We start from the raw sequence: 16,110 nt of genomic DNA, 5'->3' as shown, positions 1-16,110 counted from the left end.
AGATGGAAGTGAATATCCTTTCAAAGGTTCAAAAATTGACAAATGAAATCATCAGTTGGAGAAGACATATTCATTCTAATCCAGAACTGAGTTTTGCAGAATATGAGACTTCACAATTTGTATATGAAAAGTTATTGAACATCGAAGGGATGAAAGTTGAAAAGGGTGTTGGGGTCGAGACAGCGGTCATCGGCACCCTTTCTAGAGGTGACGGACCAACCATAGCCATTCGTGCAGATATGGATGCTCTACCGATTGTCGAAGCAACTTCCCATTCATTTCCTTCGAAAAATGAAGGCGTCATGCATGCTTGTGGGCATGACGCCCATACTTCAATAGGTTTGGCGGTAGCAACCATCCTAGGAGAGCTATGGAAAGAAACGGAACTACAAGGGACAGTAAAATTCATCTTCCAACCGGCTGAAGAAAATACTGATGTTTTTGGAAAAACCGGTTCTCCATATCTTATTGAAGCAGGTGCCCTTGATGATGTGGACTGCATTATAGCACTACATATGGATCCGGAACATGAAGTAGGAACGATACGAATCCATGATGGATACAGTATGGCAAATGTGGATGTATTTCAAGGGAAAATCTTCGGTACTGGCGGACATGGAGCATACCCACATTTAGGAACAGATCCTATTTGGATGTTAGGACCTGTACTCCAAGCAATCCATGGAATTGTTGCTAGAAATATATCTCCATTAGATGCAGCGGTGATAAGCGTTGGGGAACTAAAAGCTGGTTCAGCGAGTAATGTCATCCCTACGGAAGTATTTTTACAAGGTACCCTTCGAAGCTATACGCCAACAGTTCGCAAAGAATTAGAACAAAGGTTAAAAAATGCTTTTTCAATCGTTAAAGCCTTTGGTGGCCAATTTGAATTGAACGTTTCTCATGGGGAACCAGCTTTATTTAATAATTTTGAAGTCAATAAAGTGTTAAGAGAAGTTGTTTCCGAATTGTATCCGAACATGGAAATCATGGATATTCCATTTGGGTTAGGTGGAGAGGATTTCTCCCATATGACCTATAAAGTCCCTGGATCTATGTTTTTCCTAGGATGTGCTTACCCTGATGGAATCAAGCGCGATCTTCATACACCGATATTTGATATTGATGAAAAATGTTTACCAATTGGTACAGCGATTTTAACTCAAACAATACTTGAATTTTTACTTGGAAATGCGCACCTTCCTCAAAAATATGTAAATGGGGAAAATGTGGTTATATGACGAAGGTAGGGGAATGAGTCATGAAACATCGTATAGCATTATTAGGTTTTGGTGTCGTGGGGCAAGGATTTGCTGAAATTCTTAAAAATAAAAAACAAGTACTAGAGCAACAGTATGGACTGGATGCAACCATTGTTTCGGTAAGTGACATGATGAAAGGTTCTGTGTACCATCCGGATGGTTTATCTATAGAGGATTTATTAACGGTAGTTAAAGAAACTGGAAAGCTCGATGATTATCCTGAACAAGAGGGATTAATTCGGGGGTTAAATAGTTTTGAAACGATTAAGCAAACAAATGCTGACACAATCGTTGAAGTTACCTTTACGGATGTAAAAACAGGACAACCAGCAATTGATCATTGTCAATGTGCATTTGAACATGGGAAAAATGTCATTATGAGCAATAAAGGACCAGTTGCATTAGCTTACTCCCAACTAAAAGAGTTAGCTGAGAAACGGAATGTCCGTTGGGGCTATGAGGGATCTGTTATGAGTGGGACACCTTCATTACGAATGCCAGTAACTTCTCTAGCAGGAAATGACATAATAGAAATTCAAGGGATTTTAAATGGTACGACTAACTATATGTTAACACGTATGGAAGATGGCCTCTCATATGATGAGGCACTACATGAAGCCCAAAAACTAGGTTATGCAGAAGCTGACCCAACAAGTGATGTGGAAGGTTATGATGCTTTATACAAAGTTGTCATTTTAGCGAATGTTGTAATGAATCATCCATTAAAAGTTCACGAAGTTGAAAGGGTTGGCATTTCCGATTTAACTTCCAAAGACATTGAGCAAGCTCGACAAAATCAGAAAAAATGGAAATTAATCGCAAAACTTAAAAAAGAAAATGGAAATGTGATTGCTTCTGTTAAACCTGAAATGATTTCGTTAGATCATCCTTTAGCATGTATTTCAGATGCAACAAATGCAATTACGTATCATTGCGATTTGGCTGGTCCTATTACTTTAATTGGTGCTGGAGCAGGAAAAGTTGAAACGGGTTTTTCAATATTAATTGATCTTATTAATATCCATAGAAAACAACTTTAGGGGAGGAGTGAGTAAATGGAACAAACGCTTTTAAAAAGGAAAATGTTTTTAGCTGGTGAATGGGTTTCTCGAGAAAAAACAATTGATGTGGAAAATCCACAAAATGGTGAGATTATTGCACAAATTCCTGCTGCAAGTAAAGAAGATGCAATCCTTGCGATAAATGAAGGAGTTAAAGGTGCAGAAATTGCTAGAAATCTACCAACCTATGAACGAATCTCCATTTTAAATAAAGTTGCAAATTGGATTGAAGATAGACAATCCCTTTTTGCAAGAACAATTGCAACAGAAGGTAGTAAAACAATCCGTGAAGCTGAAAAAGAAGTTCGGCGCTGTATCCAAACAATTCGTATCAGCGCTGAAGAAGCAAGAAGACTTCATGGAGAAACGATTCCCTTTGATCAGTCTTCTGGAAATGAAAATCGAGTTGGATTTTATCAACGACTACCAATTGGATTAATTGTTGCAATTACTCCATTTAATGATCCTTTAAATCTAGTGGCGCATAAATTAGGCCCAGCGATAGCTGCTGGTAACTCGATCATTATTAAGCCTTCAACCCTCACCCCATTAAGTGCATTGTTACTAGCAGAAGCATTTCATGAAGCGGGACTACCGAAAAAAGTATTAACAGTTATAACAGGTCATTCAAGTGATATTGGCGATGAATTAGTGACAAATCCAGCAGTTCGAATGATTTCCTTTACTGGTGGTTATGAGGCGGGAAAAATCATTTCATCTAAAGCGGGTATAAAAAAGTTAAGTATGGAACTTGGTTCAAATTCACCTTGCATTGTACTGAGTGATGCGGATATTCCAGATGCTGTGGATTCAATTGTATCTGGCGCATTTTGGGCAGCAGGTCAAAATTGTTTAGGTGTTCAACGAGTGTATATAGATGAAGAAATCTATTCTACTTTTGAAGTGTTATTAGTTGAACGAACAAAACAATTACGTATGGGCGATAAGCTTAATGAGCTGACAGATATGGGTCCATTAATCACTGAAAAAGAAGCGATTCGAATTGAAAATCTTGTAGAGGAAACGTTACAAGAAGGTGCAAAACTTCTTTGTGGTGGTAGGCGAAATGGTGCTTTCTATGAACCAACAATCCTTACAAATGTTCATCCAGAAAGTAAAATAGCTAAAGAAGAAATTTTTGGCCCAGTTGTTATTTTAGATAGTATAAGAGATTTAGATGAAGCAATTCAAAAATCCAACAATGTCATGTATGGACTACAGGCAGGGATCTTTACGAAAAATCTTGATTTTGCATTCCGCGCAATCAAGGATATGGAGTTTGGAGGCATAATGGTCAATGATAGTAGCGATTTTAGAATTGATTCCATGCCTTTTGGTGGAATGAAACAATCAGGAATTGGTAGAGAAGGTGTAGCTTTTGCTATCCAAGAAATGACTGAACAAAAAGTTGTATGTTTTAAAATTGGATCGAATTTTTAATCACACAATTTGGAGGGTTGCGGATGAAAAAACTATCAATCACTTTAATCACAGTATTAGCCATGATTATATTAGCAGCATGTGGTGGTTCAGAAAATGAAACAACAGAAACGAATGGCGCAGCAGGTTCTAGCAAACTTGAACAATTAAAACAATCTGGAACGGTGAAAATTGGTTTTGCTAATGAGGTGCCATATGCATATGAAGAAAATGGTGAAATCAAAGGGGCAAACGTTGATATTGCCAAAGCTGTATTTAAAGAATTGGGAATTGAAAAAGTAGAAGCCCAGTTATCAGACTTTAGTCAATTAATCCCAGGTGTGCAAGCAGGACAGTTTGATGTAATCACTGCAGGTATGGCAATTAAACCAGACCGTTGTGAACGTGTATTATTTAGTGAACCAGAAATGCAATATGGGGAAGGTTTAATCGTTGCAAAAGGTAACCCTCATAATCTTCAAAGCTATAAGGATATTGCGGCAAATCCAAAATTAAAGGTAGTCGTGATGGAAGGAACAACTGAAATTGAATTTTTACAAAAAGAGGGAGTAAATCCAAATCAAATTATCACTGCACCAGATATTCCAGCTACATTCTCTGCAATTCAAGCAGGTCGTGCGGATGCGACAACAGGAACTGAAATGACAGTGAAAATGGCTCTTCAATCTGCTGCAACGGATGAATTAGAGTTTGTTGAAACTTTTGAACAACCAGATGTAGAAGGTGTACCAAGTTATGGTGCAGCAGCATTTAACTTAAAAAATGAAGAATTACGTAATGCTTATAATGAGAAGTTACAACAATTAAAAGAAGACGGTACAATCGCAAAAATTTTAGAAGCAAATGGTTTTAGTTCAATTAGCAACATGGTTGAAGTGGGTGAAATCACAACAGAACAAGTATGTGGTGGTCAAAGCTAGGTAAATAAGTAAGGGGCAAGCTAAATCTAAAAAGACTTGTCCCTATATTCTAATTTATACTTACTACTTTGGAGAAGGGGATGATCATTATTAGTGCCATAATTGAAATTACTCCACAACTATTAAGAGGTCTAGGTATTACAATTTCTGTTTTATTAGCTTCGGCAATAATCGCTTACATAGTCGCTTTTGTCGCTGGGTTATCTAGAGTTTCAAACAATGTCATATTAAACAAGGCTACAGGAGTCTATGTAGAGGTATTTCGAGGAACTTCATTAATCGTGCAATTATTTTGGCTCTATTATGCCATCCCGATGCTTTTTGGTATTCAATTAGGTTCAAACTGGTGGACAGGAGTAATCGCCATTGGTCTTAATTATGGAGCCTATTTATCTGAGGTAGTACGTGGATCGATTTTAGCAGTTGATAAGGGGCAAACAGAAGCAGCCATTGCATTAAATATGTCTCGTTATCAACGAATGAGACTTATTATTTTACCCCAAGCAGTACGGATGATGCTTCCGGAGTTCGGTAATTACACAATCCAAATCATGAAAGCAACATCACTTGTCTCATTAATTGGAATGCGTGACATTTTATATTATGGAGACATCATGAGAAGTACGAATCTCTCACAAGCACCATTAATCTATGTCATTGTATTATTTATCTATTTCATTCTAGCATTGCCTTTTATTTGGTTAACTAGAAAAGGAGAAACAATTGCGAAGAAAGGGGTGGTGAGCTAATGGGTGATAATTTCAGGTGGGAAACATTTTTCGATGCTTTACCAATAGTACTACAAGGTTTAGGTGTGACGGTTGGTTTAACATTTGCCTGTTTTGGATTTGCTCTGCTTTTCGGTTTTGTATGGATTTTCTTTAGACGAATCCCCAATAAACTCATTGTATCGATTGTCACTTGGGTGATGGAATTTATTCGTTCAACTCCACCTTTAGTTCAATTGTTTTTCGTTTATTATGCACTACCAGTAGTACCAGTCATAGGTGTAACGTTAGAACCGTTTACATGTGCAATACTAGCCATTGGTATCCATTATAGTACGTATATTGGAGAAATCTATCGTTCAGGGATTGAAAGTGTTGATAAAGGCCAATGGGAAGCATCAATTGCTTTGAATTTTTCTACCATGGATAAATGGAGAAGAATCATTCTACCCCAAGCAATACCACCAACAATTCCTATGTTAGGAAACTACTTTATCATCATGTTTAAAGAGGTTCCGTTAGCATCAATCATCGGTGTAACAGGAATTTTAGCGATGGCAAATTCCTATGGTGCTTTAAACTTTGCTTATTTAGAGCCACTAACAATTGTCGGTATTATTTTCTTACTATTAAGTTATCCATCTTCAATATTGATAAAAAAATTAGAAGTGAAAATGAATACTAGATTTGACAAAAATGCATTATTAGAAAAGGCGAAGAAAAAAAGTATTCCTGACATGAACCTAAAGGAGAGTGATCGTATTGTCTAATGTATTAACTGAAAATAAAAAGAATTCCGTATCATTAAGTACTGAACCCATTGTAAAATATCTAGATGTAAAAAAATCCTTTGGTGATACTCATGTGTTAAAAGGAATCAATCTTGAAATTCGTCCAGGAGAAAAAATTGCGGTCATCGGGCCAAGTGGTTCAGGAAAAACAACAATTATCCGAATGTTAATGACATTGGAGGAACCAACGTCCGGCGATATCATTGTAAATGGAAAAAACCTATGGAAAATGGAGAAGAATGGACAACTAGTAAAGGCGAATGAGAAACATATAAGAGAAGTGCGCGGAGATATCGGAATGGTATTCCAGCATTTTAATCTTTTTCCCCATATGACAATTTTAGAGAATTGTATGGCAGCACCGATTCATGTGAAAAAGGAAAACAAAGATGAAGTGCGGGAACGTTCAATTAAAATGTTAGAACGGGTAGGTTTAGGAACTAAATTAGATTTTTATCCATCACAGCTTTCTGGTGGACAAAAACAACGTGTTGCTATGGCCCGCGCATTAGTTATACGACCAAAGATTATGTTATTTGACGAAGTAACTTCTGCCCTTGACCCAGAATTAGTAGGGGAAGTACTAGAGGTTATTCGAGATATCGCTGAAAATGATGATATGGCAATGGTTTTAGTAACTCACGAAATGGAATTTGCACTAGATATTGCTGACAAAGTCCTATTTCTTGACCAAGGAGTTATTGCTGAGCAAGGAACAGCAAATGAAGTATTGGTAGATTCTAAAAATGAACGGGTTCAATCCTTCTTAAAACGATTTAGAAAAGCATAGGTGTGAAAATGCGAATTAAAGTGAAATTAAAAAAGAAACAAGGGGGTGTCCAAAAGTGGGGATTTTTGGATACCTCCTTGTTCTATTATAAATATCTCCTAGCAATTATCCGTAGCGGAAGCGAAGAAAGGGGACGTCTCAACTTTCAGACGTCCCCTTTTTCTTTCATTATTTGTATTAGTATACTTTATCTCCATTGAAGATAGAGTTTTTCACGACAACATAATCCACTGTGCGGATAGCGTCTAGTTTCGTACCACCTGCGTAAGAAATTGATGATTGTAAATCTTGTTCCATTTCAGTTAAAGTGTCCATTAATGAACCTTTATATTCCACGTACATTTTTTTACCTTCAACGTTTTTCTTTTCGCCTTTTTGGAATTCAGATGCTGAACCAAAGTATTCTTTATATGTTTTGCCGTCTTTTGTGATTGTTTGTCCTGGTGATTCTTCATGGCCAGCAAATAATGAACCGATCATGACCATAGAAGCGCCAAAACGTACAGATTTTGCAATATCACCGTGAGTACGAATACCACCGTCAGCAATAATAGGTTTTGTTGCAGCTTTCGCACACCAGCGAAGAGCAGCTAATTGCCATCCACCAGTACCAAAACCTGTTTTAATTTTCGTAATACATACTTTACCTGGTCCAATTCCAACTTTTGTTGCATCAGCTCCAGCATTTTCTAACTCACGCACCGCTTCAGGTGTACCAACATTTCCGGCAATAACAAAGCTTTGTGGTAAGTGAGTTTTAATATGTTTAATCATATCAATTACTGCATTTGAATGACCATGAGCAATATCGATTGTAATAAATTCAGGAACTAAATCTTCAATTGCTAATTGCTCAATAAATGTATATTCTTCAGGTTTAACACCAACAGAAATAGATGCAATTAAGTTACGTGAATGCATATCTTTAATGAATTCTGCACGAGTTTCTGGATTAAAACGGTGCATAATATAGAAGTAACCGTTTTCAGCTAATTTAATAGCAATTGATTCATCAATAATAGTCTGCATGTTTGCAGGTACTACTGGTAATTTAAATTTATGTCCACCAAACACGATAGAAGTGTCACATTCAGAACGACTGTTTACAATACATTTATTAGGAATTAATTGAATATCTTCATAATCAAATACGTTATCCATAAAAAAGCACCTCGAAATCACGAATATTTTTTTAAATTGAATGCGAAATGTTCGCCCTTTGGTAATTTACCCTATTTTCAATAGGATGTCAAAAGAATTTTATAAAATTGTGTTTATTATTTTAGTTTATCCTCTAATGTTTGAAATATTTATATACATGAGGTCATCAGAATTGAATAAAATAACAACTCTCTCGTCATATTAACTACAAAGGAGATGACCTTATGCCAAAAGATACAGAAAATCAACATTCCCAAGCAACTCCGCATTTTGATGGTCCGAGAGAAAGTATTATTAATGATCCAACAGCATCTGCAGGAGAATCGTTAGGAATTTATACACAAACGAATACGGAATTTGGTATGGAAAAGAGTCCATTTAAATTTACTCCAAAGAAAGATCCGATGATGGAACGATTTGAGAAATTAATGAGAGGTACAAAAAAAGAATAAACTACTAAGAAGTTGTCTGAAAAGTCATTTTGAGACAGATTCTTTGCGACGAGGATGGTGACAACCACCGCAGGAACAATAATTCATAAGAGATATTTATCAAGAAAGAAAAGAGGTGTCCAAAAAATTATTACTTTTTGGACACCTCCAATTTTTTAAGGCATTCGTACAAAAGCGTTTACAATTCCTTCATAAACTAAGTGAAGGAGGGAGCTAATCGATGCTTGATAAAATAAAACTGTTAATAGGTCAGCCGATTGGCGTTGCATTTAAAAATGGGCTGAGTGTCTCGGGTGTTCTTTGCGATGCAGATGAAAATGAAATTTGTTTAATGGAATACTTATACCAAGCGAAATTTGTTCAAAAATACTACAACTATGAGCAAATCCAAGGAATTTATATATTTCCAAGTTGTGAAAACGAATATCTTAATTAAACGGTGAAATTTATATGCAAAGGTTCGAACATATATTGAAAATTTAAAAAGTTTTGCTTAATAAAGGCTGATTTATTAAGCAAAACTTTTTATTTTTTAACTATTACAAATATTACGAATATTACAGTTAGATTCTATTTACTTATCAAAACATAAACTTCATGGATAGTCTGAACATTTAAAACATAAAAACTATTAACATCCATTTTAGGAGGAAAAGTTATGAAAATTAAATTAACATTATCCATGTTGGTAGTATTATTCATTGCAATAACTTTTACAGCGAACGCAAAAGCGATGGAAATGGAACGCACTATCACGCTATCTGGTGAAGGTGTATATAAAAAAGTGATTAATGAAATAGCAGATACATTCTTTTACGATAAAGCTTTATATACTGAAATGATACAGTATAAAACTGTTCAAATAGATACCTATGAGGTGAAAAAAGGAGATAATCTATATAGTATTGCACAAAGGCATAATATTAAATTAGAGGATTTAATGAGTTGGAATAAGAAAACGGATTCATTAATACATCCGGGTGAACAGTTAGTACTTGAAGATAATGGTAATCTGGTGGAAGTAGAGGACGTTACTTCTGAACCATCAGTAGTTCAAGAGCAACCTTCAGTGAAAGAGGAACAACCTTATGTATCTGATAATCAAACAGTACAAGTATCTGAAGAAAAAGCTGTTGACACACCAAAAGTTGAAGAGGAAATTGTACAAGAAGTAAAATCAGAACCAGTTAATCTGGATGCAATTGCAGAAATGACTGTAACTGCAACGGCTTATACTGCCTATTGTGAAGGTTGCTCTGGAAAAACTGCAATTGGAATTGATTTACGTGCAAATCCTAATCAAAAAGTAATAGCTGTTGACCCGAATGTTATTCCGTTAGGATCAAAAGTGTGGGTTGAAGGATATGGTGAAGCGGTGGCTGGTGATACTGGCGGTGCGATTAAAGGAAATAAAATTGATGTATTTATTCCTTCTTATGACCAAGCAATGGCATGGGGACGTAAAACGGTGAAAGTGAAAATATTAAATTAGTAAGTTAGGCTACTAGGGGTTTATTTCCTAGTGCCTTTTTTTGTTTTCAATACTAATTTCTCAATTTATAGGGGAACCTTTACAAAAATTGAAACTAATATGTAAGATTATTCGTATTTGATGTATAAATAAAAAGGGGAGAACGGTATGGAGTTTGAGAATGCCATTTTAGAGTATCGCTTAAAAAAGGGAAGTAATGAATTTGAGCCAATTTATTATTATCCTGATATCGATTTAGGAGAAATATTAGCTCGTAGGGAATGTGAGTTTTTTGTTAAAAATGGAACGACATATAAACAACTATCATCGGGAATAGAAAACCAGCTTTTTGTTATTTTTGTTGAAATCTATGAAGAAGAGCCGCCATTAGAGAAAATAGAAATGACAAAAAGCACGGTTTCGTTAGAAATTCGGGAATTAAATGCTCGAAAAAACCATCCCTTGATTACGATGAAGCACTATAATAATCATTTTGATATTTTAAGTGTGATAGGAAGTGTATATACATATTACGATGAAAAAGAGTGGGAACGGGATTCTGCTGAAATTGATGAAGACCGAAAAACTTATATTCTGTATGTTAGTTCAACAGGTTATGAGTGTTGATTGTGGAGGTGAAATTGATGTTAAATAATACAAAGAAAATGATGATAGGTGTCCTTTCCGTTTCGTTAGTTACGTTAACCGCTTGTGGGGAAAATGGAACTCCTGAACCAACAGGCTATGATTGTGACGATTGGGATTGGGATAAAGAAACAGGTACATATTACTGTGATGATGATAATTCATCCTATGCACGAAGTTATTACCATGGCGGAGCTTTTTATAAATCAAAGAATGAACTAAAAAATAGTTCAAGTTATCAATCCTATTATTCTAATTATAAATCTGGTATAGGTAGTGGAATAAAAGGTGGATTTGGAGGATAAGATGGAGGCTTTTAAAAAGAAGAGGCAACAGTTTTATCAGCAAATAGATGAATTTTGGCATGATTTATATGACACAGAATATGCCCTCTTTGATGTACATTATATCTCCCAGAAAACATTAGAGAATATTCGTCTTGCAACAGAAAGAATTGGGTCAATCTATAAAAAAACTGCGAAAATTTTACGACAAGTGCCGGATGAAACATTGCTTCAGCTAGGGTTTCCTAAAGAAACATTGGAGTTTATTCGATACTGTCCAATTCAAATAGATAGTGTGATCGCTCGAATGGATTTAATTGTGAATCATGAGGAAATTAAATTACTAGAATACAACAGTGATACACCCACGTTTATTAAAGAATCATTTAATGTAAATGGCAAAGTGTGTGAAGCTTTCGGTGTAGAGGATCCAAATAGGGGTTATGAAGCTAAACTGGTGCAGGCTATTCAAAGAGCGATAAATCTATCCCTTCATTCTCTCAATATAAAAAGCAGACCAAATATTGTCTTTTCTTCCCATGGCGATCATGAGGAAGACCGCTATACAACATTGTATTTGCAACGATTATTTGGGCGAGAGAGTCAATATTTGAGTTTAAATGAGTTGAGGTTAATGGATACCCCTGTAATGCAAGAGGGGGAAATGTTAATAGAACCGGGCTTGTATGACAGGGAAGGTAGAAAAATCGATTTATTGTACCGACAAACTTATCCGATTGAACATTTAATAGATGATAGAGATCCTATTAGCAATGAAAATGTTGGTCGAATACTATTAAAGTTTGTACAAGACAATCAATTAGCCATCCTAAATCCACCTTCCGCCTTTTTATGTCAATCGAAGGCTGTAATGGCAGTTATTTGGGGTCTATATGAGGCGAAACATCCATTTTTGAATAGCGAAGAATTGGAATGGATTAAATCATATTTTTTACCAACCTATTTAGATGATGATTTCTTTATTAGTCAAGGTATTCCTTATGTTCGAAAACCTGTCTTTGGAAGAGAAGGAGATACTGTTGAAATTTTTAATGGTTCTGGAGAGAAAATTGATACAACAAAAAATCAGACTTATCAAGACGTTTTACAGGTTTATCAGCAATTCATTGAGTTACCGACAACACAGATACATACAGAACAAGGGAAGAAATCTGCCCATTATATGTTTGGTAGTTTTTATATTAATGGTGAAGCAAGTGCCATTGGTATACGCGCGGGAGCACAGATTACCGATAATGAATCGTATTTTTTACCGGTCGGGTTAGTGAAAGGGGACGAATAGTCATGGACATTATATCAATAGATAGTTTTTTACATTTTTTAGCTTACGTAGGAACAGGATTGTTACTGCTTGTTATTGGATTAATCGCTTTTGCTTTTACAACAAAGTTTTCAGAATGGAAACTTATTAAACAAGGAAATGTTGCTGTTGCCTACAAATTATGGGGAAAAGTAATTGGGCTAGGAATCACAATTTATACTGTTTGGGGCAATAGTATTAGTTTACTAGATGCATTTATTTGGGGCGTAGTTGGGATTGTTGCTCAAATTGTAGTGTATTTAATTATTGAATATATTTTAACTCCAAAAACAAACTTGGCAAAGAAAGTTGAAGAAGGCAATCAAGCAGTTGGATTTAGTTTATTTGCAGTGGGTATCGCTGTAGGACTAATTGTGGCAGGCAGCTTAACATATTAAGATAGAATGGGGCTTCCGGTATCGGAGCCCTATTTTTTATTTTTTTAAATAAAAGTAAAGAAGGCCGTCCTTTAATTCAGGTTTAACTCTAAACCCAAGTTTTTTCATTAAATGAATTGAGCGCTCATTTTTAGGATCCACAGTCGCATCTATTATATCTAACCCCATACTGGAAAAACCAAATGAGATTACTTCCTTCATTGCTTCTGTCATAAATCCTTTTCCCCAATACGCTTTATGTAAATCAAACCCAACCTCTGCTATAAATTCATCAGCTTTACGTAAATAGTGAAAACCAATTGTTCCTATAAATTGGCTACTCTCTTTTTCAAATAAGCCCCATCTACAGCCAGAATCATCAATATGAAATTGAATGATTTCTTCTGCTTCCTCTAAAGTTTTACATGGTTCGATATCCATAAACTTAGTGATTTCACTATCTGAGAAAAGGGAAAATACTTCTTCTACATGATCAAGGGTTAATAATTGAAGTTGGATTCTAGGGGTTTCTAATTGAGGATACATAATATTTTTATTGTACATATTTTTATTCACCTTTCCACTATGCTGAAAACCATAAAATTCCTTACCTTTTATTTTAATGGTAGAAGGTGGTGATGTGAACATGAAATGTAATTTCTTAATGTAATGAAACGTTACATGGTGTATCTATTCATAGAGTCATTCCTTAATAATCTAATTAAACTATTAGTTCAATCGAATAATTATATAAGGTGATAAAAGTTCGTCAAAAAGCTGTCAAAATAGTTAAAATGCCTGATATTACAGGGTTTCAGACGTCTTTTTGTTCGTAATATTGGAAAAATAATGTATTTCTCGTATATTGACATGTAATTAATTTAAGGTACAATAAATGTAAATAAAAACATGTTACATTTTATAACATCCAATAATAATATAAAGTGACATGTACTTAAAGAGTGAAGGGAGAAGGATTTTATGGAAGCAGTGCAAGTCTTAATGGATAACCTGTGGGTGGCAATTGGTGCCATATTAGTGTTCTTCATGATTGGTGGATTCATTTTACTTGAAGCAGGTTCAACAAGAATGAAAAATGCTGGTCACATCGCTGGTAAAACAATCTTTACAGCGGGTATCGGTACTTTAGTTTTCTGGGCAGTAGGATATGGATTCATATATGGTGAAGGTAACGCATTTATCGGTTTATCAAATTTCTTCTATGGTGACGCATCAGCTGCAGATGGAGGACTTACTCCAGCAGTAGACTTTTCATTCCAAGTAATGTTTGCAATTGTATCGTTAACAATCGCATTTGGTGGTTTTGCGGAACGTGCAAAATTATCTAGTTATGTAATATTCGCAGTAATCTTCTCGGCAGTTATTTATCCAGTAGTTGCACACTGGATTTGGGGTGGTGGCTGGTTAGCTGAACACGGAAAACAAGACTTCGCTGGTTCAACAGTAGTTCACTTAACAGGTGCCATGGCAGCTCTAGCAGCAACAATGATTCTTAAACCTCGTATCGGAAAATATAACAGAGATGGTTCTTCAAATGTTTTAGCAGGGCACAACCAAGTATATACAACTTTAGGTGTATTAATTCTTTGGGTAGGTTGGTTTGGATTTAACGGAGCAAGTACTTTCGGTGTTGCAGATGGATTCTTAGGATATGTTATCTTAAATACACAGTTAGCAGCAGCAGCTGGTGCAGTTGCAGCAATGTTCACTGCATGGGCAGTTACTGGTAAAGCAGACGTACCTACAACATTAAATGGTGCATTAGCAGGTTTAGTTGCAATTACAGCTTCATGTGGTTTCGTAGCTCCTTGGGCAGCAGTTATTATCGGTCTAATCGGCGGTATCATGGTAGTATTCAGTATGAAATTATTCGATAAAATGAAAATTGATGATCCAATCGCTGCATTATCTGTACATGGTACTGTAGGGGTTTGGGGTACACTTTCAAATGGATTATTTGCTTTACCTGAATTATCATCAGGTGCGGATTGGGGTCTACCAGGTTTATTATACGGCGGAGGCTTAGAGCAATTAGGTGTTCAAACGTTAGGTGTAGTTGCAAGTGGTGTCTATGCATTTGTTGTATCCTTCGTTGTATTAAAAATTATGGATAAACTGATGGGTGGCCTTCGTGTTACTGAAGAAGAGGAAATCATGGGCTTAGATATTAGTGAACATGGTAGCTACGGTTATCCAGAACAAATGGCATTAGAAGAAGCAAAATTATCAACAGCAGCAACGAAAGAAAAGTTTTCATAATTAAACATTGAAATATAAAAGCCTCTTACAAGGATAAGAGGCTTTTATTTTAATAGAAAATATTTCATAGTAGTTTCTAATCTTTTCTGTTATCGTGTGGGAATGTATCGTTCTCAATTCGATTTGCCAGCTCCCTAATTTAAAAAGGAAGTGTTCGTATGCGAGATTATGAATCTATAAAAGTATGGAAGGATAGAAACATTGTTCATGTTTTAAAAGATACTACCGCTCTTAATCAATTTCATGATGAGGTTATGTTAAAAGTTTTGGAAGTGGCGAAGCAAAATTTAATGGAGTCGCCACCTTGTGATTTTGCTTGGTTTATTACAGGGAGCGGGGGACGCTTTGAACAAGGCGCTATCAGTGATCAAGATCATGGGCTTGTCTATGAGTATTCAACTAGTGAAAACGACGAATATTTTAAAGCGCTTGGTGAGGAAGTTTCATTTGGTTTAGATGCTGTAGGTTACCCGTTCTGTACGGGGAAAATTATGAGCTCCAATTCAATTTGGCGAAAAAGTTTAGAAAATTGGGAGCAACAACTAATAAATTGGATGGAAATTGGTTCTTGGGAAGTAATCCGCTATCTTCAAATTTTTTATGATGCCAGGGTATTAGCGGGAAATGTAGAGTTAATACACAAATTAAAGAGCACTATTTACAATTATCAACTTCAACATCCAGAGCTTTTACGTAGATTAGTGGAAAATATTAAACATGTAAAAAATGTGATAACTCCAATGGGACGGCTTATTGTCGAGCAACATGGTATATATCAAGGGTGTATAAATATTAAATATGCTGCATTTTTACCTTATGTAAACTCAATACGACTTCTGTCAATTGAAGAAGGAATTTACGAAACTTCTACTATAGAAAGAATTCGAAAATTACAAGCAAAACCAGAATACCAAGAGCTACTTCATAATAGTGAAATTCATTTTGAAAAATTATTAAACTATCGATTATCTATCGAAAACATTCAAGATTATGACAACACGCATTACTTAAATATAAAGCAGTTATCAAAAGACGAACGAAAAGAGCTAAAAAGTATTATTAAGAGTGGAAAACGTTTACACGATCATGTTATAGAAATGACACTAGAAAAAAAGGGTGTTTAGCAT

17 protein-coding genes and 1 pseudogene are annotated in these 16,110 nt (G+C 35.5%); 16 read left to right on the top strand and 2 right to left on the bottom strand.

Translation table 11 applies throughout. The annotated features are described in order from the left end of the window. Positions 1-2: 2 nt before the first annotated feature. From NKR20_RS10355 to ehuA, 7 genes are all read left to right on the top strand, one after another. On the top strand, positions 3-1,241 hold the full coding sequence (locus NKR20_RS10355) for a M20 metallopeptidase family protein (protein ID WP_253426288.1): 1,239 nt from the start codon (positions 3-5) through the stop codon (positions 1,239-1,241). Between the two features lie 20 nt (positions 1,242-1,261). Continuing rightward, positions 1,262-2,302 carry a homoserine dehydrogenase gene (locus tag NKR20_RS10350; protein WP_253426285.1) on the top strand — a complete coding sequence of 347 codons (1,041 nt, stop codon included), beginning with the start codon at positions 1,262-1,264 and terminating at the stop codon, positions 2,300-2,302. A 15-nt stretch (positions 2,303-2,317) separates the two neighbouring features. Further along, the gene (locus tag NKR20_RS10345; protein WP_121215754.1) at positions 2,318-3,763 is read left to right on the top strand and encodes an aldehyde dehydrogenase family protein; all 1,446 of its coding nucleotides are present in this window, start codon (positions 2,318-2,320) and stop codon (positions 3,761-3,763) included. Positions 3,764-3,786: 23 nt separating this feature from the next. Beyond that, the gene (gene ehuB, locus NKR20_RS10340; RefSeq protein ID WP_253426270.1) at positions 3,787-4,683 is read left to right on the top strand and encodes an ectoine/hydroxyectoine ABC transporter substrate-binding protein EhuB; all 897 of its coding nucleotides are present in this window, start codon (positions 3,787-3,789) and stop codon (positions 4,681-4,683) included. Positions 4,684-4,763: 80 nt separating this feature from the next. Beyond that, positions 4,764-5,432, top strand: a complete 669-nt coding sequence (locus tag NKR20_RS10335) for an amino acid ABC transporter permease (protein ID WP_121215756.1) — start codon at positions 4,764-4,766, stop codon at positions 5,430-5,432. Continuing rightward, a complete protein-coding gene (ehuD, locus tag NKR20_RS10330; protein ID WP_253426252.1) occupies positions 5,432-6,181 on the top strand; it encodes an ectoine/hydroxyectoine ABC transporter permease subunit EhuD in 750 nt (249 codons plus the stop codon). The genes NKR20_RS10335 and ehuD overlap by 1 nt, the downstream gene beginning before the upstream one ends. After that, on the top strand, positions 6,174-6,992 hold the full coding sequence (ehuA, locus tag NKR20_RS10325; protein WP_301285918.1) for an ectoine/hydroxyectoine ABC transporter ATP-binding protein EhuA: 819 nt from the start codon (positions 6,174-6,176) through the stop codon (positions 6,990-6,992). The genes ehuD and ehuA overlap by 8 nt, the downstream gene beginning before the upstream one ends. A 177-nt stretch (positions 6,993-7,169) precedes the next feature. On the opposite strand, the gene guaC is transcribed toward ehuA, so the two are convergent. Then, positions 7,170-8,153 (bottom strand): GMP reductase, encoded by a 984-nt coding sequence (gene guaC, locus NKR20_RS10320; protein WP_121215759.1) that lies wholly within the window; start codon positions 8,151-8,153, stop codon positions 7,170-7,172. A gap of 224 nt (positions 8,154-8,377) precedes the next feature. Between guaC and NKR20_RS10315 the strand changes: the two genes are divergently transcribed. From NKR20_RS10315 to NKR20_RS10285, 7 genes and pseudogenes are all read left to right on the top strand, one after another. Beyond that, positions 8,378-8,605 carry a hypothetical protein gene (locus tag NKR20_RS10315; protein WP_121215760.1) on the top strand — a complete coding sequence of 76 codons (228 nt, stop codon included), beginning with the start codon at positions 8,378-8,380 and terminating at the stop codon, positions 8,603-8,605. Between the two features lie 220 nt (positions 8,606-8,825). Then, positions 8,826-9,041 carry a hypothetical protein gene (locus tag NKR20_RS10310; protein ID WP_121215761.1) on the top strand — a complete coding sequence of 72 codons (216 nt, stop codon included), beginning with the start codon at positions 8,826-8,828 and terminating at the stop codon, positions 9,039-9,041. Between the two features lie 768 nt (positions 9,042-9,809). Then, a pseudogene (locus NKR20_RS19595) lies at positions 9,810-10,097 on the top strand (3D domain-containing protein); the annotation flags it as partial. Positions 10,098-10,244: 147 nt separating this feature from the next. Continuing rightward, entirely contained in the window at positions 10,245-10,703 is a 459-nt protein-coding gene (locus NKR20_RS10300) for a hypothetical protein (protein ID WP_253426235.1), read from the top strand. A gap of 17 nt (positions 10,704-10,720) precedes the next feature. Continuing rightward, positions 10,721-11,026 carry a hypothetical protein gene (locus tag NKR20_RS10295; protein WP_253426232.1) on the top strand — a complete coding sequence of 102 codons (306 nt, stop codon included), beginning with the start codon at positions 10,721-10,723 and terminating at the stop codon, positions 11,024-11,026. 1 nt (position 11,027) lies between these two features. Continuing rightward, complete coding sequence (locus NKR20_RS10290; RefSeq protein WP_253426229.1) at positions 11,028-12,308, top strand: glutathionylspermidine synthase family protein; 1,281 nt, start codon at positions 11,028-11,030, stop codon at positions 12,306-12,308. A gap of 2 nt (positions 12,309-12,310) precedes the next feature. After that, positions 12,311-12,724 carry a DUF350 domain-containing protein gene (locus NKR20_RS10285; protein ID WP_253426227.1) on the top strand — a complete coding sequence of 138 codons (414 nt, stop codon included), beginning with the start codon at positions 12,311-12,313 and terminating at the stop codon, positions 12,722-12,724. A 36-nt stretch (positions 12,725-12,760) separates the two neighbouring features. On the opposite strand, the gene NKR20_RS10280 is transcribed toward NKR20_RS10285, so the two are convergent. Then, positions 12,761-13,267, bottom strand: coding sequence for a GNAT family N-acetyltransferase (locus NKR20_RS10280; RefSeq protein WP_253426224.1), 507 nt, complete (start codon positions 13,265-13,267; stop codon positions 12,761-12,763). A 417-nt stretch (positions 13,268-13,684) separates the two neighbouring features. On the opposite strand from NKR20_RS10280, the gene NKR20_RS10275 reads away from it, so the two are divergent. Then, positions 13,685-14,983, top strand: a complete 1,299-nt coding sequence (locus tag NKR20_RS10275) for an ammonium transporter (protein WP_121215872.1) — start codon at positions 13,685-13,687, stop codon at positions 14,981-14,983. 158 nt (positions 14,984-15,141) lie between these two features. Continuing rightward, positions 15,142-16,107 carry a DUF294 nucleotidyltransferase-like domain-containing protein gene (locus NKR20_RS10270; protein WP_121215871.1) on the top strand — a complete coding sequence of 322 codons (966 nt, stop codon included), beginning with the start codon at positions 15,142-15,144 and terminating at the stop codon, positions 16,105-16,107. Positions 16,108-16,110: the final 3 nt, after the last annotated feature.

The organism is Ureibacillus endophyticus, from assembly GCF_024159215.1.
Classification (GTDB): domain Bacteria; phylum Bacillota; class Bacilli; order Bacillales_A; family Planococcaceae; genus Ureibacillus; species Ureibacillus endophyticus.
The sequence above is the reverse complement of the archived record's forward strand: the minus strand, read 5'-3'. Positions and strand labels throughout refer to the sequence as shown.

Bases quoted from the DNA above. Each gene is read 5' to 3' on its own strand.
- NKR20_RS10295 (WP_253426232.1), top strand. From the start codon at position 10,721: ATGTTAAATAATACAAAGAAAATGATGATAGGTGTCCTTTCCGTTTCG.
- NKR20_RS10355 (WP_253426288.1), top strand. From the start codon at position 3: ATGGAAGTGAATATCCTTTCAAAGGTTCAAAAATTGACAAATGAAATC.
- NKR20_RS10300 (WP_253426235.1), top strand. From the start codon at position 10,245: ATGGAGTTTGAGAATGCCATTTTAGAGTATCGCTTAAAAAAGGGAAGT.
- NKR20_RS10315 (WP_121215760.1), top strand. From the start codon at position 8,378: ATGCCAAAAGATACAGAAAATCAACATTCCCAAGCAACTCCGCATTTT.
- NKR20_RS10290 (WP_253426229.1), top strand. From the start codon at position 11,028: ATGGAGGCTTTTAAAAAGAAGAGGCAACAGTTTTATCAGCAAATAGAT.
- NKR20_RS10275 (WP_121215872.1), top strand. From the start codon at position 13,685: ATGGAAGCAGTGCAAGTCTTAATGGATAACCTGTGGGTGGCAATTGGT.
- NKR20_RS10335 (WP_121215756.1), top strand. From the start codon at position 4,764: ATGATCATTATTAGTGCCATAATTGAAATTACTCCACAACTATTAAGA.
- ehuD (WP_253426252.1), top strand. From the start codon at position 5,432: ATGGGTGATAATTTCAGGTGGGAAACATTTTTCGATGCTTTACCAATA.
- ehuB (WP_253426270.1), top strand. From the start codon at position 3,787: ATGAAAAAACTATCAATCACTTTAATCACAGTATTAGCCATGATTATA.
- NKR20_RS10280 (WP_253426224.1), bottom strand. From the start codon at position 13,267: ATGTACAATAAAAATATTATGTATCCTCAATTAGAAACCCCTAGAATC.
- NKR20_RS10310 (WP_121215761.1), top strand. From the start codon at position 8,826: ATGCTTGATAAAATAAAACTGTTAATAGGTCAGCCGATTGGCGTTGCA.
- NKR20_RS10350 (WP_253426285.1), top strand. From the start codon at position 1,262: ATGAAACATCGTATAGCATTATTAGGTTTTGGTGTCGTGGGGCAAGGA.
- NKR20_RS10285 (WP_253426227.1), top strand. From the start codon at position 12,311: ATGGACATTATATCAATAGATAGTTTTTTACATTTTTTAGCTTACGTA.
- NKR20_RS10270 (WP_121215871.1), top strand. From the start codon at position 15,142: ATGCGAGATTATGAATCTATAAAAGTATGGAAGGATAGAAACATTGTT.
- NKR20_RS10345 (WP_121215754.1), top strand. From the start codon at position 2,318: ATGGAACAAACGCTTTTAAAAAGGAAAATGTTTTTAGCTGGTGAATGG.
- guaC (WP_121215759.1), bottom strand. From the start codon at position 8,153: ATGGATAACGTATTTGATTATGAAGATATTCAATTAATTCCTAATAAA.